Origin of the sequence: Halogranum amylolyticum (assembly GCF_900110465.1) — an archaeon.
GTDB lineage: Archaea > Halobacteriota > Halobacteria > Halobacteriales > Haloferacaceae > Halogranum > Halogranum amylolyticum.
Genome location: NZ_FODV01000004.1, coordinates 417,650 through 438,186, shown reverse-complemented (window position 1 = coordinate 438,186; position 20,537 = coordinate 417,650). Strand labels below are relative to the sequence as shown.

Annotated in this window: 24 protein-coding genes; 8 read left to right on the top strand and 16 right to left on the bottom strand. The window is 67.0% G+C overall.

Annotated features, from left to right (window positions below; translation table 11 throughout):
* The 4 genes from sod to BSG17_RS10900 all read right to left on the bottom strand — a co-directional run.
* A partial coding sequence (gene sod, locus BSG17_RS10915; protein WP_089823881.1) for a superoxide dismutase [Mn] occupies positions 1-411 on the bottom strand: 411 nt, incomplete at its 3' end.
* A 92-nt stretch (positions 412-503) separates the two neighbouring features.
* Positions 504-1,121, bottom strand: coding sequence for a DJ-1/PfpI family protein (locus BSG17_RS10910; RefSeq protein WP_089823879.1), 618 nt, complete (start codon positions 1,119-1,121; stop codon positions 504-506).
* Between the two features lie 71 nt (positions 1,122-1,192).
* The gene (locus tag BSG17_RS10905; protein WP_089823877.1) at positions 1,193-1,750 is read right to left on the bottom strand and encodes a hypothetical protein; all 558 of its coding nucleotides are present in this window, start codon (positions 1,748-1,750) and stop codon (positions 1,193-1,195) included.
* 2 nt (positions 1,751-1,752) lie between these two features.
* Entirely contained in the window at positions 1,753-2,583 is an 831-nt protein-coding gene (locus BSG17_RS10900; RefSeq protein WP_089823875.1) for a thioredoxin domain-containing protein, read from the bottom strand.
* Between the two features lie 99 nt (positions 2,584-2,682).
* On the opposite strand from BSG17_RS10900, the gene BSG17_RS10895 reads away from it, so the two are divergent.
* Positions 2,683-3,039 carry an ArsR/SmtB family transcription factor gene (locus BSG17_RS10895; RefSeq protein WP_089823872.1) on the top strand — a complete coding sequence of 119 codons (357 nt, stop codon included), beginning with the start codon at positions 2,683-2,685 and terminating at the stop codon, positions 3,037-3,039.
* The gene (locus BSG17_RS10890; RefSeq protein WP_089823870.1) at positions 3,036-3,299 is read left to right on the top strand and encodes a DUF7521 family protein; all 264 of its coding nucleotides are present in this window, start codon (positions 3,036-3,038) and stop codon (positions 3,297-3,299) included. Before BSG17_RS10895 ends, BSG17_RS10890 begins: the two co-directional genes overlap by 4 nt.
* A gap of 37 nt (positions 3,300-3,336) precedes the next feature.
* Here BSG17_RS10890 and BSG17_RS10885 read toward each other — a convergent pair whose 3' ends face one another.
* The 5 genes from BSG17_RS10885 to BSG17_RS27780 form a co-directional block, all read right to left on the bottom strand.
* Positions 3,337-4,059, bottom strand: a complete 723-nt coding sequence (locus BSG17_RS10885) for a DsbA family protein (protein ID WP_170864777.1) — start codon at positions 4,057-4,059, stop codon at positions 3,337-3,339.
* Positions 4,056-4,592 (bottom strand): hypothetical protein, encoded by a 537-nt coding sequence (locus tag BSG17_RS26975; RefSeq protein WP_170864776.1) that lies wholly within the window; start codon positions 4,590-4,592, stop codon positions 4,056-4,058. Before BSG17_RS26975 ends, BSG17_RS10885 begins: the two co-directional genes overlap by 4 nt.
* A gap of 56 nt (positions 4,593-4,648) precedes the next feature.
* Positions 4,649-6,106 (bottom strand): cryptochrome/photolyase family protein, encoded by a 1,458-nt coding sequence (locus BSG17_RS10875; protein WP_089823864.1) that lies wholly within the window; start codon positions 6,104-6,106, stop codon positions 4,649-4,651.
* 70 nt (positions 6,107-6,176) lie between these two features.
* The gene (locus BSG17_RS10870) at positions 6,177-7,175 is read right to left on the bottom strand and encodes an ornithine cyclodeaminase family protein (RefSeq protein WP_089823862.1); all 999 of its coding nucleotides are present in this window, start codon (positions 7,173-7,175) and stop codon (positions 6,177-6,179) included.
* Positions 7,176-7,234: 59 nt separating this feature from the next.
* Positions 7,235-7,459, bottom strand: coding sequence for a DUF8015 family protein (locus BSG17_RS27780; protein WP_089823860.1), 225 nt, complete (start codon positions 7,457-7,459; stop codon positions 7,235-7,237).
* A 315-nt stretch (positions 7,460-7,774) separates the two neighbouring features.
* Here BSG17_RS27780 and BSG17_RS10860 point away from each other — a divergent pair, with 315 nt between their 5' ends.
* A complete protein-coding gene (locus BSG17_RS10860; protein ID WP_170864781.1) occupies positions 7,775-9,103 on the top strand; it encodes an MFS transporter in 1,329 nt (442 codons plus the stop codon).
* A gap of 12 nt (positions 9,104-9,115) precedes the next feature.
* Here the strand turns inward: BSG17_RS10860 and BSG17_RS10855 are convergent, their stop codons facing one another.
* Both BSG17_RS10855 and BSG17_RS10850 read right to left on the bottom strand, forming a co-directional pair.
* Entirely contained in the window at positions 9,116-9,541 is a 426-nt protein-coding gene (locus BSG17_RS10855; protein WP_089823856.1) for a DUF3054 domain-containing protein, read from the bottom strand.
* Between the two features lie 21 nt (positions 9,542-9,562).
* A complete protein-coding gene (locus BSG17_RS10850; RefSeq protein WP_089823854.1) occupies positions 9,563-10,150 on the bottom strand; it encodes a class I SAM-dependent methyltransferase in 588 nt (195 codons plus the stop codon).
* A gap of 65 nt (positions 10,151-10,215) precedes the next feature.
* Here BSG17_RS10850 and BSG17_RS10845 point away from each other — a divergent pair, with 65 nt between their 5' ends.
* Both BSG17_RS10845 and fen read left to right on the top strand, forming a co-directional pair.
* Positions 10,216-10,950, top strand: a complete 735-nt coding sequence (locus tag BSG17_RS10845; RefSeq protein ID WP_089823852.1) for a GNAT family N-acetyltransferase — start codon at positions 10,216-10,218, stop codon at positions 10,948-10,950.
* Between the two features lie 26 nt (positions 10,951-10,976).
* On the top strand, positions 10,977-11,957 hold the full coding sequence (gene fen, locus BSG17_RS10840; RefSeq protein WP_089823850.1) for a flap endonuclease-1: 981 nt from the start codon (positions 10,977-10,979) through the stop codon (positions 11,955-11,957).
* Between the two features lie 7 nt (positions 11,958-11,964).
* Here the strand turns inward: fen and BSG17_RS10835 are convergent, their stop codons facing one another.
* A complete protein-coding gene (locus tag BSG17_RS10835) occupies positions 11,965-12,390 on the bottom strand; it encodes a DUF7988 family protein (RefSeq protein ID WP_089823848.1) in 426 nt (141 codons plus the stop codon).
* A gap of 133 nt (positions 12,391-12,523) precedes the next feature.
* Here BSG17_RS10835 and BSG17_RS10830 point away from each other — a divergent pair, with 133 nt between their 5' ends.
* Together BSG17_RS10830 and BSG17_RS10825 are read left to right on the top strand one after the other, a co-directional pair.
* On the top strand, positions 12,524-12,784 hold the full coding sequence (locus BSG17_RS10830; RefSeq protein ID WP_089823846.1) for a BolA family protein: 261 nt from the start codon (positions 12,524-12,526) through the stop codon (positions 12,782-12,784).
* A gap of 94 nt (positions 12,785-12,878) precedes the next feature.
* Entirely contained in the window at positions 12,879-14,087 is a 1,209-nt protein-coding gene (locus BSG17_RS10825) for an AGE family epimerase/isomerase (RefSeq protein WP_089823844.1), read from the top strand.
* Between the two features lie 3 nt (positions 14,088-14,090).
* On the opposite strand, the gene BSG17_RS10820 is transcribed toward BSG17_RS10825, so the two are convergent.
* From BSG17_RS10820 to BSG17_RS10805, 4 genes are read right to left on the bottom strand one after another with little or no spacing between them, the layout of a single operon-like run.
* Complete coding sequence (locus BSG17_RS10820) at positions 14,091-15,272, bottom strand: ABC transporter ATP-binding protein (protein ID WP_089823842.1); 1,182 nt, start codon at positions 15,270-15,272, stop codon at positions 14,091-14,093.
* Positions 15,272-16,189 (bottom strand): carbohydrate ABC transporter permease, encoded by a 918-nt coding sequence (locus tag BSG17_RS10815; protein WP_089823840.1) that lies wholly within the window; start codon positions 16,187-16,189, stop codon positions 15,272-15,274. Before BSG17_RS10815 ends, BSG17_RS10820 begins: the two co-directional genes overlap by 1 nt.
* The gene (locus BSG17_RS10810) at positions 16,186-17,205 is read right to left on the bottom strand and encodes a carbohydrate ABC transporter permease (protein ID WP_089823838.1); all 1,020 of its coding nucleotides are present in this window, start codon (positions 17,203-17,205) and stop codon (positions 16,186-16,188) included. The genes BSG17_RS10815 and BSG17_RS10810 overlap by 4 nt, the downstream gene beginning before the upstream one ends.
* A 10-nt stretch (positions 17,206-17,215) precedes the next feature.
* Entirely contained in the window at positions 17,216-18,577 is a 1,362-nt protein-coding gene (locus tag BSG17_RS10805) for an ABC transporter substrate-binding protein (protein ID WP_089823836.1), read from the bottom strand.
* 287 nt (positions 18,578-18,864) lie between these two features.
* Between BSG17_RS10805 and BSG17_RS10800 the strand changes: the two genes are divergently transcribed.
* Positions 18,865-20,274: a class II fumarate hydratase gene (locus BSG17_RS10800; protein ID WP_089823955.1), complete on the top strand. Its 1,410-nt coding sequence runs from the start codon at positions 18,865-18,867 to the stop codon at positions 20,272-20,274.
* The last annotated feature ends 263 nt before the right edge of the window (positions 20,275-20,537 follow it).

The following is a 20,537-nucleotide window of genomic DNA, read 5'->3' as shown; positions in this document are numbered from 1 at the left end:
GACGTTGCGCAGTTGGTTCGAGAAGCTGTCGTAGACCAACAGCGCCCAGCCGCTGGCGTTGCCCGCGGCGGCCTCGAACTCGCCCTTCCAGGCGTCGTAGGAGCCGAAGTCCTCCTCGATGCGGTCTGCGAGGTCACCCGAAGGCTCGTCGCCACCCTCCGGCGACATGTTCTGCCAGAACAGGTCGTGGAGGATGTGGCCACAGCCGTTGTGGGTGACGTTACGGATCGCACCAGGCGAGGAGCCGAACTCGCCGCTCTCGCGGTTCTGTTCGAGCGTCTCCTCGGCGCTGTTCCAGCCGTTGACGTAGCCCTGATGGTGGGTGTCGTGATGCCACGTCAGCACCTGCTCGGAGATGTGCGGTTCCAGCGCGTCATACTCGTACGGGAGTGGTTCCAGTTCGTAACTCATGATAATTCCTCCGGGCGAAGAGTTGCGCGGAATCCTGTTAAAGCTTGAGGAGACGGCTGTTACCACGCCACACGACCCGCCTCCGTCCGGCGTTATCGTTCTGCCGTGTGGACGTCGAACCGCCGGTCGTACTCGATCTCGGTCGCGACTCGGTCGGCCGTCTCCGCACCGGCGAGTCGCTCGACGAGGTGGAGCGCGAGGTCGAGTCCCGACGTGACACCGCCTGCGGTGAGGAGGTCGCCGTCGTCGACGACGCGGGCGTCGACCACGTCGGCCCCCGTCGCTCGGAGGTCGTCGACGGCGCTCGCGTGGGTGACCGCCGGTCGACCGTCGGTCAACCCCGCCCGCGCCGCCAACATCCCACCGGTACAGACGGCAGCGACTGTCGCGCCCGCCCCGTGGAGCGTCGCGAGCGCTTCCGGGACGACGCCACGTTCGGCCTCGGCCCACGCCCCCGCCTCGCTTCGGGTGTTCCACCCGCCGCCGGGGACGACGAGGACGTCGGGGCGGTCGGCGTCGGAATCCAACGATCCGTCGGGTTCGACGCGCAGGCCGTGGCTCGCGGTCACTCGATCGCGCTCCTCGAGCGTGACGAGTCGCGTCGAGAGATCGGCGTCGAAGGCGGCCGCGGTCCGAAAGACTTCGTAGGGGCCGACCGCGTCGAGTTCGTCGAACCCCTCGTACAGCAGGACGGCGACGTTCGTAGTCATGGATCTCCTTCGCAAGGCGGCGAGAAGAGCCTTCGGTGGAGTCGAAGCGAAGCGAGTCAGAGGGGATCGGCTCAGGTCAGCCGACACTGTCGGGGGTCGCCGGCCCGCCCGAGGAAGAACAGGAGCAGCAACAGCCCGCCAACGCGGAGCAGGTCGCCGTGGAACGGCATCGCCGCGAGCGCGCCGGTGAACCCGAGGAAGCCGAGCAGCCCCGCACCACAGCTCGCACAGCCGGACGCGAGGAGGCCGGGGACGACGCCGGTCAGATCCGAGAGACTGGAGACGCCGGCGACACGGAGCTGTGCGGCGGCGTTGACCAACGCGACGCCGGTGAGGACGGCGTAGGCGACGATGAGCCCGACGCCGAACACGCCGACCGACTGGTAGGTCGTCTCGAACAGATCGACGAACGCCTGCACCAGATAGCGCTGGACGCCCGCGCCCAGCATCTGCATCGTGTACGTCGGGAAGGTGCTCAGGATCAGGAGGACGAAGGTGAGGGCGGCGAGGACGAGCGTCGTGACCAGTCGCGGCCCGGACGAGAATGGGTACGTCAACGCCGCGACGAGCTGTGAACCGAACCGTTCGAGTCGTCCCCGCCACCTCGCTGTTGCGGTCTGTCCCGACATGGTTACTCCAGCAGTGACTGGATCTTACTGTCGAACCGCGAGTACGGCTGTGCGCCCTGGAGGTCGGTGGATCTGTCCGTCTCGGGGTTGTAGAGGATGAACGACGGCGTTCCGTCGAGTCCGGCCTTCTGCCCTCGGCTCCGTTCCGCCTCGATCTTCGAGGTGATGGCGTCGCGGTTCTCCTGCATGCAGGTGTCGACGGCGTCGGCGTCGACGCCGTCGACCTCCCGCGTCAACTCTAGCATGTTCGACCGCTTCGACCAGTCGCCGTTGGGGAACCCCTGTTCTTCGAACACCGTCGCGTGCCAGTTCCAGAACGCCTCGGGTTGGTTCTCACGCGTCTGTCGCCAGACGCACCGAGCCATCGTCGACATGGCCATCGAGTTCTCGCCGATGTTGGGGAACTGGAGCAGCGGGATGCGGATCCGGCCCTCCTGGACGTGTGTCCGCACGAGTTTCGGGAACGTCCGCTGCTCGAACTTCTGGCAGAACGGACACTGGTAGTCGCTCCAGTAGTAGAGATCCATCGTGGCGTCGGCGGATCCGACGATCGGGACCCCGGCGAGGTCGACGTCGAACCCGGTCGTCTCCGAGGCGGCGTGCAACGACGGCGTGACGGGTTCCGAGGAGACCGTCGTCTGTTCGGGCGTCGCAGTCGACTCCGAGGTGGTCTCTGCGGTCGACGGCGATCCGGTCGACCCGGCGTCCGAGGTGGTAGTCGTCCCGTTCGCCGCTCCCGACTCCGACGATCCGGTCGCACTGCAGCCTGCGAGACTCGCGATGGCAGCGACTGCAGTTCCGCGCAACAGCGCTCGGCGTGTTCTCCGCGACATACTGCCCCCTTCTCCGACGACGGTTATAACGAGTGGTCGGCGTTTTCTGGCTCGGAAAAGACCCGGCAACGTTTCAACCCCCGGCGCGTGAGACCTACTGTGAGTGACGACCCCGACGACGCTGCCGTGTTCCGGTTACTCCACGACGAGTACGCCCGGGCGATCCTCACGGCGACCAGTCGGGACGCGATGTCGGCGCGGGAACTCGCCGACATCTGTGACGCCTCGTTACCGACAGTCTACCGCCGCGTCGACGACTTGGTTGCACAGGGTCTCGTGGTCGAAGACACCGAACTCGATCCGACGGGCAACCACTACACGACGTACGAGGCGGCGGTCGAACACATCGACATCGACATCGACAACGGAGAGATAGACGTGACTATCACACAGGAATCTGACGCCGCAGACCGCTTTACGCGCGTCTGGGAGGACATCCGGGGGGGAGACGAATGAGTACCGCGCTCGTCGCGGCCAACCTGCTCGTCATCGCGCTCGGCTTCTTCATCGCTTACCAAGCCTACCGGGGTTACCGCCGGAACCAGAGTCGGACGATGCTCTACATCTCGGTCGGGTTCGTCTGCATCAGTCTCGGCGGCGTGATGGACTGCTCGCTTCTGAACACGTACCTCCCGAACCTGCTTCACACGGGGTTCTTCAGGACCGGGTTCGTTCTCGCCGGGATGGGGTTCATCTCGTACTCGCTGTACCACTGAGAGGGGTTATCGTAGCCGGCTGGAAACTCTCTGACCGTCAGACGCTCCGAATCCGACGCATCGCCTCTTCGAACCGCGAGTACGGCTGTGCGCCCGCGAGTTTGCCGGCGACGCCCTTCTCGGGGTGATGCAGCACGAACCCCGGCGTCCCCCGCAGGCGACGCTCTGTCGCGCGTTCGACCTCGGTCCCGACGCGCTCTCGAACCGCCTCTCCCTGCGTCCGCAGGCAGCTCTCGACGTCGTCGACCGGCAGTCCGTCGACGCCGCGCGCGACGTCGAGCAGGTCGTCTCTGTCGGCCCATCCGGAGTTCGGCTCTCCCTGGGCGTCGAAGACGGCGGCGTGCCAGTCGAGATACGTCTCGGGCGTCGACTCGCGGACCTGCCGCCAGACGCACTTGTCCGTCGCCGCCGCCAGCATCGAGTTGTCGCCGACGTTCGGAAACTGCAGGCTCACGATCCGGAGTTCGCCGCTGTCGACCTCGTTCTCCAGGAGTTTCGGCAGCGTCTCCCGTTCGAACTGCTCGCAGAACGGACAGCAGTAGTCGGTCCAGTAGTAGAGCACGAGCGGCGCGTCCAGCGACCCCACCACGGGCGTGCAGTCGAGTTCGATCCCGTGGGCCGAGGTGGTCGTCTCCCAGTGAACCGGCACCGACGTTGCCGTTTCGTCCCCCGTCCCGAATCGACTCGTACACCCCGCGAGACCTGTCAGCGCGACTGTCGTCGTTGCGGCGAACGACCGGCGCGTCGGCCGCCGTCTCATCGTCCCTCCCCGTCGCTCTGGTTCCACGCGAACGTCCAGAGGTCGGCGGTCGTGTCGCCGTCGTTCTCGACGGTCTCGACGGTCTGTCCGTCGACGACGATCTCGACGCGCTCGTACTCGGTCGGCAGCGAGGCGGCGAACTCGACGGTGCTCCCCGTCGGGCAGTCCGGCGACCCCTCTTTCCCGCCGTCGACGACGTCGACCGCGAGGACGTACGATCCGGGCTGAGACACCTCGAACGAGACGTTCACCGTCTCGTTGGGGGCGTGGGTCACGCTCAGGTTCGCCGTGAACGTCCGCGACATCCCCGAGGCGACCTCGTGTGCCCATCCGGTGTCGGTGTCGTTCGCGGGGAGACAGCCGGTCCCGGTCGCGAGCGACCGCGGCGGGTCGGCCGGGTCCGGCCCCTCCGGCGTCGTCGAGTCGGGCGACCCGAACAGCGGGCCGACGACGCTCGCACCGACACCGCCGACGGCGACACCCACGAACAGGCCGAGGACGACACCGAGCACGAGACGCGAGGGCTGTCGCATACCCGACCACTCGCGGGCCGCCGGTATGGATGTGTCGGTCTTGTGACTCTACCTCGTCACTCCTCGTCGTCGCCGCGTGCTCGTTCGAACATCGACAACGCCCGTTCGCGCCGTTCGCCGTGGTCGAGGATGGGTGCGGGGTAGTCCGGGGCGGCGCGGTCGCGCTCCTCGTCGGACAGCTCGTGCCACTCGTGGACGGTGTCGGCGTCGACGTCGCGGAGTTCGGGCACGTACCGCCCGATGTAGTCGGCGTCGGGGTCGTATCGTTCGCCCTGCGTCATCGGGTTGAAGATGCGGAAGTAGGGTTGGGCGTCGGTCCCCGTCGAGGCGGCCCACTGCCACCCGCCGTTGTCGTTCGCGGTGTCGTGGTCGGCGAGGAACTCCCGGAAGTGGGCGTACCCCGCCCGCCAGTCGACGAGTAGGTCTTTCGTCAGGAACGACGCGACGATCATCCGGACCCGGTTGTGGATGTACGCCTCCTGCTTCAGCTGCCGCATCCCGGCGTCGACGATGGGATACCCCGTCTCGCCGTCCTTCCACGCCTGCAACTCCTCGTCGTCGGCTCGCCACTCGATGTCGCGTTCGTACTGCTTGTAGTTCCGTGTGACCACCTCGGGGTTGAAGAAGAGCACGTGCGTGAAGAACTCCCGCCAGGCGAGCTGTGACTGGAACTCCTCGACGGAGTCGACTTCGTCGGTCGTCGTCTCGTCGTCTCCGTCGCCACTCCCGTCTCCTCCCCTATCGCCGTCGTCCACGACTGCGGCCTTCGCCGCCTCGGTCGCGCGGTACACCTCGCGGATGCCGACGGTGCCGAACTTGAGGTCCGTCGAGAGTCGGGAGGTTCCGTTCCGCGTCGGGTAGTCGCGGTCCTCGTCGTAGCGGTAGATGGCGTCATCGCAGAACGCTTCGAGCCGGTCACGGGCGGCGCCGGTGCCGGCCGACTGCAGCTCGGCGTCGGGTTCCTCGAACCCCAACTCTTCGATCGCCGGAAGGTCGTCGCCCGACACGTCGGCGAGTCGGTCTGCGTCGGGCGCGTCGTAGGGGTCGGCCTTCTCCCGGTCGCGCCACTTCTTCCAGAAGTAGCTGTAGACGGAGTAGGGGTCGCCCGCGTTCGTCGTGATCGACCCCGGTTCGTGGAGGATGGCGTCGTGGACGGCCGTCCGGTCGACGCCGGCGTCGTCGAGCGCCCGCCTGACGGCGGCGTCGCGGCGTCGCGCGAGGCCGCTGTAGTCTCTGTTCCAGACGACGCGGTCGACGTCGTGGTCGCTCGCGACCCGCGGAACTACCTCGCGGGGGTCGCCGCGGGCGACCAGCAGATCGCTGTCCCGCTCGCGGTACCACTCTCTGAGTTCGGCGAGCGCGTCGAGCATGAACCGGACCCGCGGCGGTCCGGCGTGAGCCAGCACGTCGTCGTCGAACACGAAGAGCGGGACGACGGGTTCGGCGTCCGCCGCCGTCGCGAGCGCCCGATTGTCGGCCGCTCGGAGGTCGCGACGGTGCCAGTGGAGTTGCATAGCCGAGACAGGGACGGATTCGAGGTGAAACTACCGGAGGCGGCGGCCCTCGGTGGGTTCGCTCGTGCGTTCACTCGCCGGTGAGCGCCTCGCTCGCCGGCGCGAACTCGAGCGTCTGCCCCAACCCTTGCTCGACCGCCTTCTCGTAGAGCAACTGCGCGGCGGCGACGGTCTCGATTCCCGTCCCGCCGCTGTCGAAGACGGTGATCTCCTCGTCGTCCGTCCGACCCTCTGCTCGTCCCGCGACGACCTCGCCGAGTTCGGCGTGGACGTGGTCCTCGTCGACGACGCCCTCCTCGACGGCGTGGATGAACGACCCGGCGTCGTGGGTCGCCCGCGCCCGGAGGTCGATGACGTACGTCGACCGTTCGATCGTCGTCGCGTCGAGTTCGCGTTTCTCGGGGTCGTACTGCCCCATCGCCGTGACGTGCGTCCCCGGTTCGAGCGACTCGCCGTCGAACACCGGTTCGCTGGCCGTCGTCGCGGTGACGACGATATCGGCGCCCTCGATGGCGGCCGCGCTGGAGGCGACGGCGGCGACGCTCGCGTCGAGTCGGGTGTTCATCTCGCCGGCGAACTCCTCGCGGTGTTCCTTCGTCGGCGAGTAGACCCAGACGGTGTCGAGGTCCCGGACCGTGTCGATGGCGCGGAGCTGGCCGCGGGCCTGTGCCCCGCTGCCGACGACGGCGACCGACTCGGCGTCCTCGCGGGCGAGCGCGTCGACACCGACGGCCCCCGCCGCGCCCGTCTTGAAGGGGTTCATGCTCGCGCCGTCGAGCAGCGCGCGCGGCTCGCCGGAGTCGGCGTCGAAAAGCGGCGTCATAAACCAGGCGTCGCGGGCACCGAACCCGGCGTCGTACATATAGCCACCCATCGCTCCGGTGTCGGGAAGGACGGCGGAGTAGGTGGTCAACATCCCCTTTGGGTCGTCGTTGGCGAGTTTGGTCCGCGGTTCGGCCGGGGCACCCTGACCGCGCTGGCGGTACCCCTCGCGGACGGCGTCGACGTACTCGCCGGGCGTCGCCAGCCCTGCGACGTCCTCGCTCGTCAGAAACAGCGTCTCCGTCATGCGTCGACGGACGAAACCCAGAACCAAAATACTGCGGGCGGCGGAAAGCGGTTACCGACTCAGTCGGCGTTGACCGGCGGTGACTGCGGCTGCGGTGCCTGACGCTGCGGGGTCGGGCTCACCGGACCGTTTACGAAGAGTGCGTGTCCGATGACCAACGCTGCCACGCTGGCGCCAGCGGGCACAGCCATCGTCAAGGGGAAGCCCACGATGCTGAGTGCAGTCGTGATACCGAGCAGCGCGAGTGGGATGACCCCAAGCACATAATCATAATATCCGGTCATAATACAACACAAAGTATGGATAGCACGTATATAATTCTTTCCCGTAGCTGACCCATATTCTCTGAGCCAAATTCTAGTAACCAACCCATAAGTTATGGAGATATAGTGGCGGGAGAACCGGCTCTCCCCGGCGATTTTCTGCGGCTCAGAACGAAGAAAACTGACACAAAAACGGTGGAGAATATCGCCGTCGTCTCCGCGTTTTCGTGCCGTGCGTTCTCATACCACGGCTTCCGCGGACCGTAGGGTTAACTCTCCGCGTGTGCAGTAGTCACACCAGTGAACCGGAACGACCGCGCGATCGTCGCTCTCGTGATGCTCGCTCACGGGATGGTCCACACCTACGAGCTGTCGATCCCCATCTTCATCACTATCTGGCTCGACCAGTACGAGGTCATCGACCTCGGTCTCGCACAGTTCCCCGTCAACCAGGCGACGCTCGGGGCCGTCGTCACGGGCGGCTACGCCCTGTTCGGCCTCGGGGCGCTCCCCGGCGGCATCGTCGTCGACCGTGTCGGGTCGCGGCGACTCATCAGCGGCTGTCTGCTCGGGATGGCCGGGTCCTTCCTCCTGCTGTGGCTGTCGCCGTCGCTCGCCGTCGTCGCCGTCGGCCTCCTGCTCTGGGGAGCGGCCGCGAGCGTCTACCACCCGGCCGGTCTCGCGCTCATCAGCAAGGGCGTCGAGGAGCGCGGGACGGGGTTCGCCTACCACGGCATCGCCGGCAACGTCGGCATCGGGCTCGGCCCGCTCTTGACGGCGGTGTTGCTCCTCGTGTTCGACTGGACGACCGTCGCGGGGTTCCTCGCGCTGCCGGCCCTCGTCGCCGCCGCTTACGCCACCCGCGCGGAGTTCGACGAGGGGGCGGCCGTCGCCGCCGACGGAGGCGACGCCGGTGCTGGCGCTGCTGACGGCTCCGCCGACACCGAACGGACGTCCGGGGGGTCGAAGGCGACGAGCGGCGTCTCGTCGCTCTCCGATCTGTTCGCCGAGTCGCGACGGCTGTTCACCGGTCGGTTCGCGCTCGTCTTCACCGTCGCCATGTGTTCCGGACTCTACTACCGCGGCGTGCTGACGTTCCTCCCGGGTCTCCTCGCCGACCTCCCCGGCTTCGCCCCGGTCTCGATCTCGGCGCTCCTCCCGGCGAGCCTTGACGGCGTCGTCGTCGGCGGCTCCGGCAGCCAGACCCTCAACCCGGAGAACTACGTCTACTCGGGGATCCTCATGGTCGGTGTCCTCGGTCAGTACGTCGGCGGCCGACTCACCGACCGCATCCCCGTCGAACACGGCATTGCCGGCGCGTTCGGCGGTCTCGCCCTGCTCGCGCTGGCGTTCTTCCCCGTCGCCAACGCCGGGTTCGGCCCGCTGCTCTTCGTCGGGGGCGTTCTCGGCTTCGCGCTGTTCGTCGTCCAGCCACTCTATCAGGCGGCCATCGCTGAGTACACCCCTGCCGGCACGCGCGGGCTCTCCTACGGGTTCACCTACGTCGGCGTGTTCGGGGTGGGCGCACTCGGCGGTGTCATGGCCGGGACGATCCTCAGCTACGCGTCGCCGCCGGTGCTGTTCGTGACACTCGCCGTCATCGCGGCGGTCGCGTCGCTCATCGGCGTGGTGCTGTCGCGGAAGAAGGGGACGACCGCCGCGTGAGCGGCGAGCCGATCAGGAGAGTTTGAACCAGAGCGTTCGCCAGATGCCGAGTCCGACCGACCCGAAGACGACGAGGACCGTCGCGAAGATGCCCGCGCCGACGAGCGTCGTGGCGTTGCCGGGCATCAGATACCAGACGGGGATACCGACGATGGTGGCCGGGATCCACGACCGGATGGCGAGCGGGACGGCCGCCTTGGCCGACTCGACCGCTCCGGGCGAGTAGGCACCCACGAGCGGCGCGAAGACGAGCCAGGTCGCGATGAACGGGAGGATGGTCGTCGCCAGTTCCGTCGGCATCGAGAGCACCGCTGTGGTGTGGTGGTTCACGGCACCGAACGTGAGCAGGGCGACGAGTACGACGATATCCCCGACTGCGAGCGGGAGTGCGTCGCCGTCGAGGCGCTTCTCGAGGAACGATTTCTGCGAGTTGGCCATACCGTCTCTATCGTTGGGGGTCTAATTATTGTCCTGTTTCACGCCCACGACGGTGTACCCGAACCCCCGGTCGAGCACCCGTGCGTCGAGTCCGGTTCGTTCGATCGCCCGCGCGAGGTCGTCCGGCCCCGTGAACAACGACCCCATCCCGACGGCATCCTCGACGCGCTCGACTACCCGGCCGAGGAGCGTCTCCGGGTCGAACTCCCGGATCACCACCGCGCCGCCCGGAGCGAGCACGCGGGCCACGTTGGCAAGGACGGCACGCTGGTCGGGCATGTGGTGGAACGCGTCGACGACGGTCACTGCGTCGACGGCGCCGTCCGCGACGGGGAGCGTCCGGGCGTCGCCGCGCACGCAGTCGAGTCCGCGTCCGCGAGCACGCGAGAGCATCTCGCCCGAGACGTCGACGACGGTCACCTGCCGGTCCGGCGCGGTCAGCGTGACCCCCGCCCGTCCGCTGCCGCCGCCGACGTCGAGGACGTGTTCGACGGGTCGCTCGGCCCGCGAGAGCCCGTCGAGCAGTGCGCCGCGCTCGGCGGGTGGCATCGCGAGGTCGTAGAGACGCGCGACCCGATCGAAGAATCGAACGTCGCCAACACCGTGCATAATTGACAGTCGTGTCGCCCGATACAAAGCCTTGCCCTCTTAACCGTCCAGACAGTACCGTGTGTATGGAGTTTGCCCTGCTCGGCTGGCCCGACGACGAGCCGACGCTCCGGCTCGACTACCGGACGTTCAGCTACGCGGGGAAGTTCGTGATGTCGACGACGGGGAAGGCGGTGGTCCGCGACCCCGACGTCGCGAGCGACGAGACCGACCCCGCTCCGTCGGCCGACACCCCGCCGACGGTCGATCCGTCCGTCTTCGAGGACGGCATCTACGCCGCCGTCGCGTTCAACGAAGACCGGACGGACTCCGGCGTGTTGTGGCTCAGATACGTTACGGTCCACGCGGACCACCGTGGCGAGGGGCTCGCCCCTCGACTGGCGGCGTTCGTCGCGGACCGGGCGGAGGACCGCGGCTACCGTCGACTCCGCATCGCCGTCAACAACCCCTTCGCCTACCAGGCGATGTACAAAGCCGGGTTCGCCTACACCGGTCGACAGACCGGACTCGCCGAACTCGTCCTCGAACGCCCCGGCGAACGTGACCGCCCGACCTACCAGTGTGGGCTTGACGTCTTCCGCGAACGCGACCTCAGCGACGAGGAGCGCGAGTTCCTCGCGGCGAAGGAACGGACGGACCCGCCGGCCGTCGTCGACGCGGCGTCGCCGTCGACGAGCGACACCGACCCCTCGCCGTCTGCAAGCGACACCGACCCCTCGCCGTCCGCGAGCGACACCGAACCCTCGTCGGTCGCCGACGTCGAACCACCCGTCGTCGACCCCGACGACTCGGGAGACTAAAGCACGGGACGCCCGAAGGGGACCCAATGGGAAACGCGGACCTACGCGATCTGGCGGTCGTCTCGGACGTCTCGTTCGACGACCTCGGCGGGAGCGTCGTCGCCGTCGACGCGCACAACTGGCTCTACCGATATCTGACGACGACGGTCAAGTGGACCCGAGACGAGACGTACACGACGGGCGGCGGCGAGGAGGTCGCCAACCTCGTCGGCCTCGTCCAGGGGCTCCCCAAGTTCTTCGAACACGATATCACGCCGATCTTCGTCTTCGACGGGGGCGTGACGGAGCTGAAAGACGACGAGGTCGAGGCCCGCCGCGAGCAGAAGGAGAAAGCCGAGAAGCGACTCGAGGAGGCCCGCGAGCGCGGCGACGCCGTCGAAGCCGCCCGTCTCGAAGCGCGGACCCAGCGGCTGACGGCCGTCATCCACGAGACGACCCGCGGCCTGCTCGACCGTCTCGACGTCCCGTACATCGAGGCTCCCGCCGAGGGCGAGGCGCAGGCCTCGTACATGGCTCGGAGAGGCGACGCCGACTACGTCGGCAGCGAGGACTACGACACCCTCCTGTTCGGTGCGCCGCTGACGCTCCGACAACTGACGAGCAAGGGCGACCCCGAACTGATGGACCTCGAGGCGACGCTCGAGAGACACGACATCACCTACGAACAGCTCGTCGACGTCGCCATCCTCGTCGGCACCGACTTTAACCCGGGGATCACGGGTATCGGGCCGAAGACGGCGCTGAAGGCCGTCAAGGAACACGGCGACCTCTGGGGCGTCCTCGACGCGCGGGACCTCCACGTCGACCACGCAGACCGGATCCGCCAACTGTTCTTGGACCCGCCGGTCACCGACGACTACGACGTCGATCTCGACATCGACCCCGACCTCGAGGCGGCGAGAGCCTACGTCACCGAGGAGTGGGAGGTCGACCCTGACGAGGTCGCCAGAGGGTTCGAGCGCATCGAGGAGTCGCTCGTCCAGACCGGGCTCGACCGCTGGACGTGAACGCTCGTCACCGGAACGCGACGTCGACCACCTTCCCGGGGTCTCGCGGCCCGCGGACGTAGCGTCGCTCGCCCTCGCGTTCGACCGCGAACAGTCGGAGCGAGACCACCAGTCGTCCGTCCGCGAGCGTCGCCCGCAACACCGGCCCGGTGCTGGTGACGACGACGTAGGGCGGGGCGGCGACCGGTTCGGCCCGCAACCGGTAGCCCGCGGCGTCGACGGCGCCGGCGAGGACGGCCGGGAGCCGTTCCAGCACGCCCGCGCGGCGGAGCGTCGCCGTCAGCGGCCCCGCCACGGCGTCGCGGTCGGTCGTCGACTCGCCGTCCCACCCGGCGGCGACGGCGTCGGCGCAGTCGACGGCCGTCGCCAGCAGGTTCTCGTGTTCTGAGAGCAGGTACGACCGAACCGTGGCGGGGACGTCGGCGTCGGACACGCCGTCGTCTGCGCGCGCCCGGCGGATAACTGCTCGCCTCGTCTCGTCTCGCGGTCGACGGGTCCGGCGTTCGGCCTCCCGAACGCGAACCGCTCACCGCCCCGTTTTTGTCGGCCCGGACCCACACCCCGATATGGACCTCTCGGAGATCGAACGACTCATCGAGGCCGGTATCGAGGACGCCGAGGCCACCGTCTCGCGGCCGCGCAGTCCCGACGAGAACCACGAGGACGCCCACTTCGCGGCCGTCGTCGTCTCGCCCGCCTTCGCGGGGAAGAACCTCGTCCAGCAACATCAGATGGTGTACGACGCGCTCGGCGACCACATGACGACCGACATCCACGCGATGGAGATCAAGACGTACACACCCGAGGAGTACGAGGAGCACGCGTAGCGGACGCCGTTCGTCTCGTGTCGGCGACGCTCGGGGACGACCGCACACCCGCCGTCCCCCATCGTTTTCTCCCTCCCCCGCGTCGCCTCGAACCATGACTCGCAGTTCGCCCGACTTCGGCGACCCGGCATGGCTCCGCGACCACCGGCGGGACGTCCTGGAGTTCTACTATCCGACCTGCATGGACGAAGAACGCGGCGGCTACGTCGCCCAGTTGGACGAACGGACCGGCGAGGTGTACGACCCCGACGCGAAGCATCTCGTCGCCACCTGCCGTTTTATCGTCAACTTCTGTCGCGCGGCCCGCGACGGCGGCCCCGACTGGACGCGGTCGGCGGCCGAACACGGCGTCGAGTTCCTGCTCGAGCACCACCGGAACGACGAGACCGGCGGCTACCGCTGGCTGCTCGAGGGAACCGACCCCGTCGACGACCACTACTCGACGTACGGCCACGCGTTCGTCCTCCTGGCGCTCGCCGAGGCGACGACCGTCGACGTCGACGGCGCGCGCGAGGCGCTCGACAACGCGTTCGCCCTCGTCGACCGCTACTTCTGGGAACCGGAGCAGGGTCTGTGTCGGAGCGACCGCGACGCCGACTGGGGACCGGTCGAGCAGTACCGCGGGCAGAACGCGAACATGCACATGTGCGAGGCGCAGCTCGCGGCCTACGAGGCCACCGACGACGGACGTTACCTCGACCGAGCGCGACGGCTCGCCCGTCGCCTCACCGTCGACCTCGCCGAGCGGACCGACGGTCGCCTCTGGGAGCACTACGACGCCGACTGGACCCACGACATGGAGTACAACGTCGAGGAGAAGGCCCACCAGTTCCGCCCGTGGGGCTATCAGCCCGGCCATCACGCCGAGTGGGCGAAACTGCTGACCGAACTCGACGGCCACGTCGACGCCTCCTGGCCGCTCGACCGCGCCGAGGAACTGTTCGCCGCCGCCGTCGACGACGGCTGGGACGAGAAACGCGGGGGGTTCTACTACACCCATGCGCCCGACGGCGACCCCATCGTCGCCGACAAGTACGGCTGGCCGGTCGCGGAGGCGATCGGCGCGGCGGCCGTCCTCGCGGACGCGACGGGCGAAAGACAGTATCGAGAGTGGTACGGCCGGTTCTGGGCGTACGCGACCGAGCATCTCGTCGCACCCGGTGGCAACTGGTACACGAAGTTGACCGTCGAGAACGAGTACGTCGACACCGACGAGGGACCGGCGGTCGAACCGGGCTACCACCCTATCGGTGCGTGTGAGGCGGCGCTGGCGTCGGCGGCGGCGTTGCAGTCGTCGGACTGAAGACTAGAGCCGCGGTTCGGTCGACTCCAGTTCGTCGAGCGAGCGGTTCTTCAGCGCCACGCCGGTCTCGGAGTCGAACAGGTGGATCGCCGACTCGGGGATGCGTGCGACGGCCGGCTGTCCCGGCTCGATCGAGCGCATCCCGCCGACCGTCGCGACGAACGAGTGCTCGCGCTCGGGCGAGAAGGCGAGGTAGACGGTGTTCTCGTTGCCCATCGGTTCGACCACGTCGACGACTGTCTCGAACTCGTGGTGGTCGCCGCCACCGTCGTCGCGCACCTCGACGTCCTCGGGGCGGATGCCGAGCGTGACGTGGGTAGAGCCCTCGACGGCCTCACGGGTCGTCTCAGAGAGCGGGTAGGCGAACTCCTCGACGTCTCGCGGGCGTTGCCCGCTCGACCCTTCGGTGTCGCTCCGCGACACCCTGACCAGCCGGTCGCCTTGCACCTCCATCTCGAAGAAGTTCATCGACGGTTCGCCGATGAAGCCGCCGACGAAGCGGTTTGCGGGCTTGTGGTACACCTCCAGCGGCGTGCCGACCTGCTGGAGTCGGCCGTCGTCGAGGATGGCGATGCGGTCGCCCATCGTCATCGCCTCCGTCTGGTCGTGCGTGACGTAGACGGTGGTCGTACCGAGGTCCTCCTGGATGCGCTGGAGCTCCGTCCGCATCTGAGCGCGGAGTTTGGCGTCCAGGTTGGAGAGCGGTTCGTCCATCAGGAACACCGCGGGTTCGCGGACGATGGCGCGGCCGAGCGCGACGCGCTGTTGCTGCCCGCCGGAGAGTTCGCCGGGCTTGCGGTCGAGCAGTTCGGAGATACCGAGCATCTCGGCGGCGTCCTCGACTTGCTCGCGGACGACGTCCTTCGAGAGATCCGTCGACTCTTCGAGACCGAACGACATATTCTCGCGGACGGTCATATGTGGGTAGAGCGCGTACGACTGGAACACCATCGCGATGTCGCGCTCCTTCGGACGCTTCCGCGCGATGGAGGTCTCTCCGAGTCGGATGTCGCCCTCGGTGACGGTCTCCAACCCCGCAATCATCCGCAGGGTGGTGGACTTACCACACCCCGAGGGGCCGACGAGGACGAGGAACTCCCCGTCGTCGATATCTATCGAGACGTCGTCGACCGCGACGACGTCGTCGAACCGCTTCGTGACCGAGTCGAGTGTGAGTCGTGCCATTAGGTTTCACCTGCGACGCCTTTTGCGAACTGTTCGCCGAACAGGACGTAGATGACGAGCGTCGGGAGCGCCGCGATGAACGCGCCCGCCATCTGGACGTTGTACTCCTGGACCATCGACCCTTTCAGCGTGTTGAGCGCGATGGTGATCGGTGCGTTCGCGGGGTCGTTCACCAGCACCAGCGCGAACAGCAGGTCGTTCCAGATGTTCGTGAACTGGTAGATGAGCGTGACCGCGAACATCGGTTTCGAGAGCGGGAGGACGATCTTCCGGTAGATGCGCGCCGGGGTGGCGCCGTCCAATCGGGCGGCCTCCAGCATCTCGGTGTCCAGCGAGAGGTAGTAGCCGCGGAACAGCACGGTACAGATGGGGATGCCGTACGCGGCGTGCGTCACGCCGAGTTCGATGAGACCGGCGCGGTCGGCCGCTGCCGAGAGGAACCCGGGAACGAGCGGGACGAACGACAGCAGTCCCGCGACGGACGTCAGCAGTCCCGCCACGTCCACGATCGCCCAGAACCGGGTCAGCGGCACCAAGACTGATTGATAGGGGATGAACACGCCGGCGACGAAAAGCGAGAGCACGCCGACCTGATACTTCCAGTTCAGGTTGGTCATCCCGTAGGCCGCCATCGACCCGAACAGCGCCGACAGCACCGTCGCCGGCACGGCGAACAGGAGGCTGTTGACGAGACCGGGCGAGAGACGGTCGAACGCCTCGGCCCACGGTTGGGCCGTCACGCCGTCGACCGGCGGCGGGGCGAACGGCGTCGTGCTGAAGAAGGCGTTCTGGGTCTTGAACGCCGTCATCAACCCCGTCTCCAGCGGTGCGAGGTAGAACGCAACCATCACCGCGAGCACGCCGTAGACGCTCGCACGCCGGAGGGTGACGCTGTCGGACCACGATCCGGAACTCATAGCTCACCCCGCTGGTACTGCCGGTAGAGATACGGCGCGATGACGCCGAGCGCCATCGCGAACAGCACCGTCGCGATGCCGGAGCCGTACGCCCAGTTGGTCGACATGAACGCCTCGCGGAACATCATCACCGAGAGGATGTCCGCCGACGGACCGGGGTTCGGACCGAACATGACGAACAGGAAGTCGAACGCCTTCAGCGCGAACACCATCAGCACGACGGCGGCGCTGGTCGTCGACGACCGGAGCTGCGGGACGATGACGCGCCAGTACATCCGGACCGTCGAGGCACCGTCGGTGCGGGCCGCCTCGTACTGTTCGGTCGGGATGGCCTGCAGTCCGGCGAGGTAGACGATCATCGCGTAGCCGGAGAACTGCCACATCAGCGCGAAGATCACCGCCCCGAGTTTGAACTGCGGGTCGGAGATCCACTCCTGCGTGAACGCCCCGAGTCCGACGGTTCGAAGCGTCTCGTTGATGAGGCCGATGCTCGGGTTGTACATCCACGACCAGAAGATGGCCGTGACGACGAACGAGAGACTCATCGGCAGGAGGTAGATGGTCCGGAACGTGTTCTCGAAGCGGACGCCCTGATCGACGAGGATCGCGAGTAAGAGTCCTAACAAGAGGGTGACGACGGTAAACGCGAGGAGCAGGACGACCGTGTTGCGGGTGGCGACGAAGAAGTTCGACCCCGTATCGAGCAGTTCGTTCAGCATCTGGCTGTACACCGAGAGGTCGAACTGGTCGTACTCCGGCTGGCCGAGTCCGCTCCAGTCGGTCAGCGAGATGAGGACGTTCCACGCGACGGCGCCGTAGACGAACAGGCCGACGAGGAGTGCGGGCGGTCCCCAGAAGGGGAGCGACTGGACGAACTCGCTGTCGAGCACCGAACTGGAACTCGTCTCGCTCTCGTCCGCCATCGCGGGGTCGGCGACGCCTCCGTCGGTCCGGAGGCTCTCGTCGCTCTCGGACTCGCGACTGCGACCGAGCGCACGGAAGAAAGAACGAAGCATATGTAACGGTCTATACGTCGAACGCCGAGACGAGTTCGTCGTACGTGCCGTTCACGTTGTAGGACTCGTGGAAGCTCGCGAACGCGCCCTCGATGTTGCTCTTGACTTCGGGGCGGACGGCAGTGCCGTGGCCGACCGTCGCCGGTTGGCTGTCGGAGTTCGCGAAGTCCTCGCTTTGGGCCTGCAGGAACGGGCCGAACTCGTCCATCGAGACGTCCGTCCGCGGCGGGATCGACCCTTTCTTCGTGTTGAACCGCTTCTGTGCGTCCTTCGTCCCGCAGTAGGTGAGGAACTTCGTCGTCGCGTCCGGCGACGGGTTGTTCTTCGGGAAGACGAACGAGTCCATCACGAGCGAGTAGACGCCCTCGGTGCCGGGGAACGCGACGTTCCCCCAGTCGGAGTCGTACTCGAAACTGTCGGCCGCGTTGTACTGGCCGGCCGCCCAGTCGCCCTGGTGGATGAACGCGGCCTCGCCGTTGACGACCATCGAGTTCCCCTGGTCCCACGAGATCGACCCCGCGTCCTCCGGGAAGTGGTTGCTGTACTCCTTGACACGCCTGAGTGCGCTCTTGACCTCGCTCTCGACGCTCGCGACGTCGCCGTCGGTGAACGTCTGGAAGGTGTCGACGCCGTTCTCGCCAATGAGTATCGTCTCCCACAGCTGGACGCTCGACCACGGCGACTGCGTCTGGTGGGCCATCGGCGTCGCGTCGGTCTCCTGTGCGACCGTCTCCATCGCGCCCAGCAGCGCGCTCGGATCGCCGATGTTCGTGGGGTCGACGCCCGCGCTCTCGACGACCGACTTGTTGTAGAACAGGTTGTTCAGCCGGTGGATGTTGATGGGGACCGAGACGAAGTTGTCGGTGCCGGCTTTCGCAGCGTCCTTGACGCCTTGGAGGTAGTTGCCCTCCATGTTGTTGTTGCTCCAGACGCTGTCGCTGATATCGTTCAGGAGATCTGCGTCAGTGTAGGGATACAGCGCCTTCCCGGGCCAGATCTGGAAGGTGGAGGGCGGGTTCTGGTTGAGGACGCGGTTCTTGATCACCGTGTCGAGTGCGCTGCCGGCACCGCCCGGTGCAGGGTTGTTCTCGACCTCGATGTCGGGGTACTGCTCCTGGAACCCTTTCAGCAGGGCGTCGAGCGCCTCCTGTTCGCCACCGGCGGTCCACCAGTGGACGATCTCGAAGGTGTTGCCGCCGCCGCTGCCACCGTCGCCGCCGTCGCCGCCGTCGGTGCTCCCGTTGCCACCGTCGCCGCCGTCGCCACCGTCGCCGGTACAGCCTGCCAGCCCCGTCATTCCGGCCGCGCCAGCGAGACCTGTTGCCTTCACGACCGACCGACGGGAGAGCTTGTGTAGGTTGTCGTCTGTCATTGTCTTTCCACTGTGAGTACCGTTCGCACCAATATGCGAACGATACTTAAAGCTTGCCGAAATTATCACGATTTTGAGTAGCATTTTCAACACCGTCGTGTCGCCATTCCCTCGAATCACACCGACGGCGGTTCCCACTCCTCTCGATGAACAGCTCGTGTAATGTTTTTTCACGCGTTCTGAGACGCCTGTTTATATATCCCGAGCGACGACGTCCGCACAGTGCGTCGGACGCCGACGACGCCGCGACCGATGGCTTTTACGCACCATGCTGCGTGGTGCCGCGCATGAGTGAGGACCACAGAATCGAACGTGACAGTCTCGGAGAGATGCAGGTACCGGCGGACGCTTACTGGGGTGCACAGACCCAGCGCGCCGTCGAGAACTTCCCCATCTCGGGGATCACGTTCGGTCGGCGCTTCGTCCGTGCGCTTGGCGTCGTCAAGAAGGCGGCCGCGCAGGCGAACCGCGATCTCGGACTCGTCGAGGAGGAGAAGGCCGACGCGATCGTCGAGGCCGCCGACGAGGTCATCGCCGGCGAGCACGACGACCAGTTCCCGGTCGACGTCTTCCAGACCGGGTCGGGGACCTCCTCGAACATGAACGCCAACGAGGTCATCGCCAACCGCGCCGCCGAGCTCATGGGTGCGGAGGTCGGCGACCGCGTCGTCCACCCGAACGACCACGTCAACTACGGCCAGTCGTCGAACGACGTCATCCCGACGGCGATGCACGTCTCGGCGCTCGAAGCGGTCGAGAAGGACCTCCTGCCCGCGCTCGACACGCTCCGCGAGGCGCTCGAGACCAAAGAGGAGGAGTTCGACGACGTCGTCAAGACGGGTCGGACGCACCTGCAGGACGCCACGCCCGTCACACTCGGTCAGGAGTTCGGCGGCTACAAGACGCAGGTCGAGAAGGGGCTCGCCCGCGTCGACTACGTCCGCGACCATCTCGGCGAACTCGCCCTCGGTGGGACGGCCGTCGGCACCGGCCTCAACACCCACCCCGAGTTCCCCGCGAAAGCAGCCGAATACATCTCCGAGGAGACCGGCGTCGCGTTCCGCGAGGCCGACAACCACTTCGAGGCGCAGGCCGCCCACGACGCGATGAGCGAGGCGCACGGCGCGCTCCGCACCGTTGCCGGTAGCCTCAACAAGATCGCCAACGACCTTCGGCTTCTGGCCTCCGGCCCGCGTAACGGCCTCGGCGAGATCGAACAGCCGGAGAACCAGCCCGGTTCCTCGATCATGCCCGGCAAGATCAACCCCGTCGTCGCCGAGGCGGTCAACCAGGTCCACAAACAGGTCGTCGGAAACGATGCCGCCGTCTCCGCCGGTGCGGCCGAGGGACAGATCGACCTCAACCTCTACAAGCCGGTGCTCGCACACAACTTCCTCGAGTCGGCCGAACTGCTCTCGAACGCCTCGGAGGTGTTCGCCGAGCGGTTCGTCGCCAAACTCGAAGCCAACGAGGAGCACTGTGCCGACCAGGTCGAGCGCAGCATGGCGCTGGCGACGGCGCTCAACCCCGCGATCGGCTACGACAAGGCCTCGAAGGTCGCAAAGCAGGCACTTGCCGAGAACAAGACGGTCCGCGAGGTCGCCGTCGACGAGGGTTACCTCACCGAGGCGGAGGCCGACGAGGTGCTCGACCCAGAGAAGATGACGCACCGCGGTATCCTGGGAAAGAACGACTGAGCGTCGAGTGTCTGCGCGCGTCTCGTCGCGCGCGACTCTCCAGCCGTGGGATGTGACGACTGAGCGGCACAACACTACGCGCGTTTCATCGCGCCGTACTAGTTCAGCCGCGGAAATGTGGACGACCGAGCGACGAGTCTCTGTGCGCGCCTCGTCGGGCTCACACCGACAGTCGCGGTCGTCTGAACGACCCGACTTCGAGAACTGACGCACTTTTTCGAAGAGCGACTGACAAATATCGTGCGGTATGCTAACTAGTCTAA

What these genes read in the sequence shown, in the direction of transcription:
- BSG17_RS27780 (WP_089823860.1), bottom strand. Translation starts at nt 7,459, where the DNA reads ATGACCGGATATTATGATTATGTGCTTGGGGTCATCCCACTCGCGCTG.
- BSG17_RS10870 (WP_089823862.1), bottom strand. Translation starts at nt 7,175, where the DNA reads ATGACGGAGACGCTGTTTCTGACGAGCGAGGACGTCGCAGGGCTGGCG.
- BSG17_RS10905 (WP_089823877.1), bottom strand. Translation starts at nt 1,750, where the DNA reads ATGTCGGGACAGACCGCAACAGCGAGGTGGCGGGGACGACTCGAACGG.
- BSG17_RS10885 (WP_170864777.1), bottom strand. Translation starts at nt 4,059, where the DNA reads ATGAGACGGCGGCCGACGCGCCGGTCGTTCGCCGCAACGACGACAGTC.
- BSG17_RS10845 (WP_089823852.1), top strand. Translation starts at nt 10,216, where the DNA reads ATGGAGTTTGCCCTGCTCGGCTGGCCCGACGACGAGCCGACGCTCCGG.
- BSG17_RS10830 (WP_089823846.1), top strand. Translation starts at nt 12,524, where the DNA reads ATGGACCTCTCGGAGATCGAACGACTCATCGAGGCCGGTATCGAGGAC.
- fen (WP_089823850.1), top strand. Translation starts at nt 10,977, where the DNA reads ATGGGAAACGCGGACCTACGCGATCTGGCGGTCGTCTCGGACGTCTCG.
- BSG17_RS10855 (WP_089823856.1), bottom strand. Translation starts at nt 9,541, where the DNA reads ATGGCCAACTCGCAGAAATCGTTCCTCGAGAAGCGCCTCGACGGCGAC.
- BSG17_RS10860 (WP_170864781.1), top strand. Translation starts at nt 7,775, where the DNA reads ATGCTCGCTCACGGGATGGTCCACACCTACGAGCTGTCGATCCCCATC.
- BSG17_RS10910 (WP_089823879.1), bottom strand. Translation starts at nt 1,121, where the DNA reads ATGACTACGAACGTCGCCGTCCTGCTGTACGAGGGGTTCGACGAACTC.
- BSG17_RS26975 (WP_170864776.1), bottom strand. Translation starts at nt 4,592, where the DNA reads ATGCGACAGCCCTCGCGTCTCGTGCTCGGTGTCGTCCTCGGCCTGTTC.
- BSG17_RS10800 (WP_089823955.1), top strand. Translation starts at nt 18,865, where the DNA reads ATGAGTGAGGACCACAGAATCGAACGTGACAGTCTCGGAGAGATGCAG.
- BSG17_RS10805 (WP_089823836.1), bottom strand. Translation starts at nt 18,577, where the DNA reads ATGACAGACGACAACCTACACAAGCTCTCCCGTCGGTCGGTCGTGAAG.
- BSG17_RS10810 (WP_089823838.1), bottom strand. Translation starts at nt 17,205, where the DNA reads ATGCTTCGTTCTTTCTTCCGTGCGCTCGGTCGCAGTCGCGAGTCCGAG.
- BSG17_RS10850 (WP_089823854.1), bottom strand. Translation starts at nt 10,150, where the DNA reads ATGCACGGTGTTGGCGACGTTCGATTCTTCGATCGGGTCGCGCGTCTC.
- BSG17_RS10820 (WP_089823842.1), bottom strand. Translation starts at nt 15,272, where the DNA reads ATGGCACGACTCACACTCGACTCGGTCACGAAGCGGTTCGACGACGTC.
- BSG17_RS10815 (WP_089823840.1), bottom strand. Translation starts at nt 16,189, where the DNA reads ATGAGTTCCGGATCGTGGTCCGACAGCGTCACCCTCCGGCGTGCGAGC.
- BSG17_RS10890 (WP_089823870.1), top strand. Translation starts at nt 3,036, where the DNA reads ATGAGTACCGCGCTCGTCGCGGCCAACCTGCTCGTCATCGCGCTCGGC.
- BSG17_RS10825 (WP_089823844.1), top strand. Translation starts at nt 12,879, where the DNA reads ATGACTCGCAGTTCGCCCGACTTCGGCGACCCGGCATGGCTCCGCGAC.
- BSG17_RS10875 (WP_089823864.1), bottom strand. Translation starts at nt 6,106, where the DNA reads ATGCAACTCCACTGGCACCGTCGCGACCTCCGAGCGGCCGACAATCGG.
- BSG17_RS10900 (WP_089823875.1), bottom strand. Translation starts at nt 2,583, where the DNA reads ATGTCGCGGAGAACACGCCGAGCGCTGTTGCGCGGAACTGCAGTCGCT.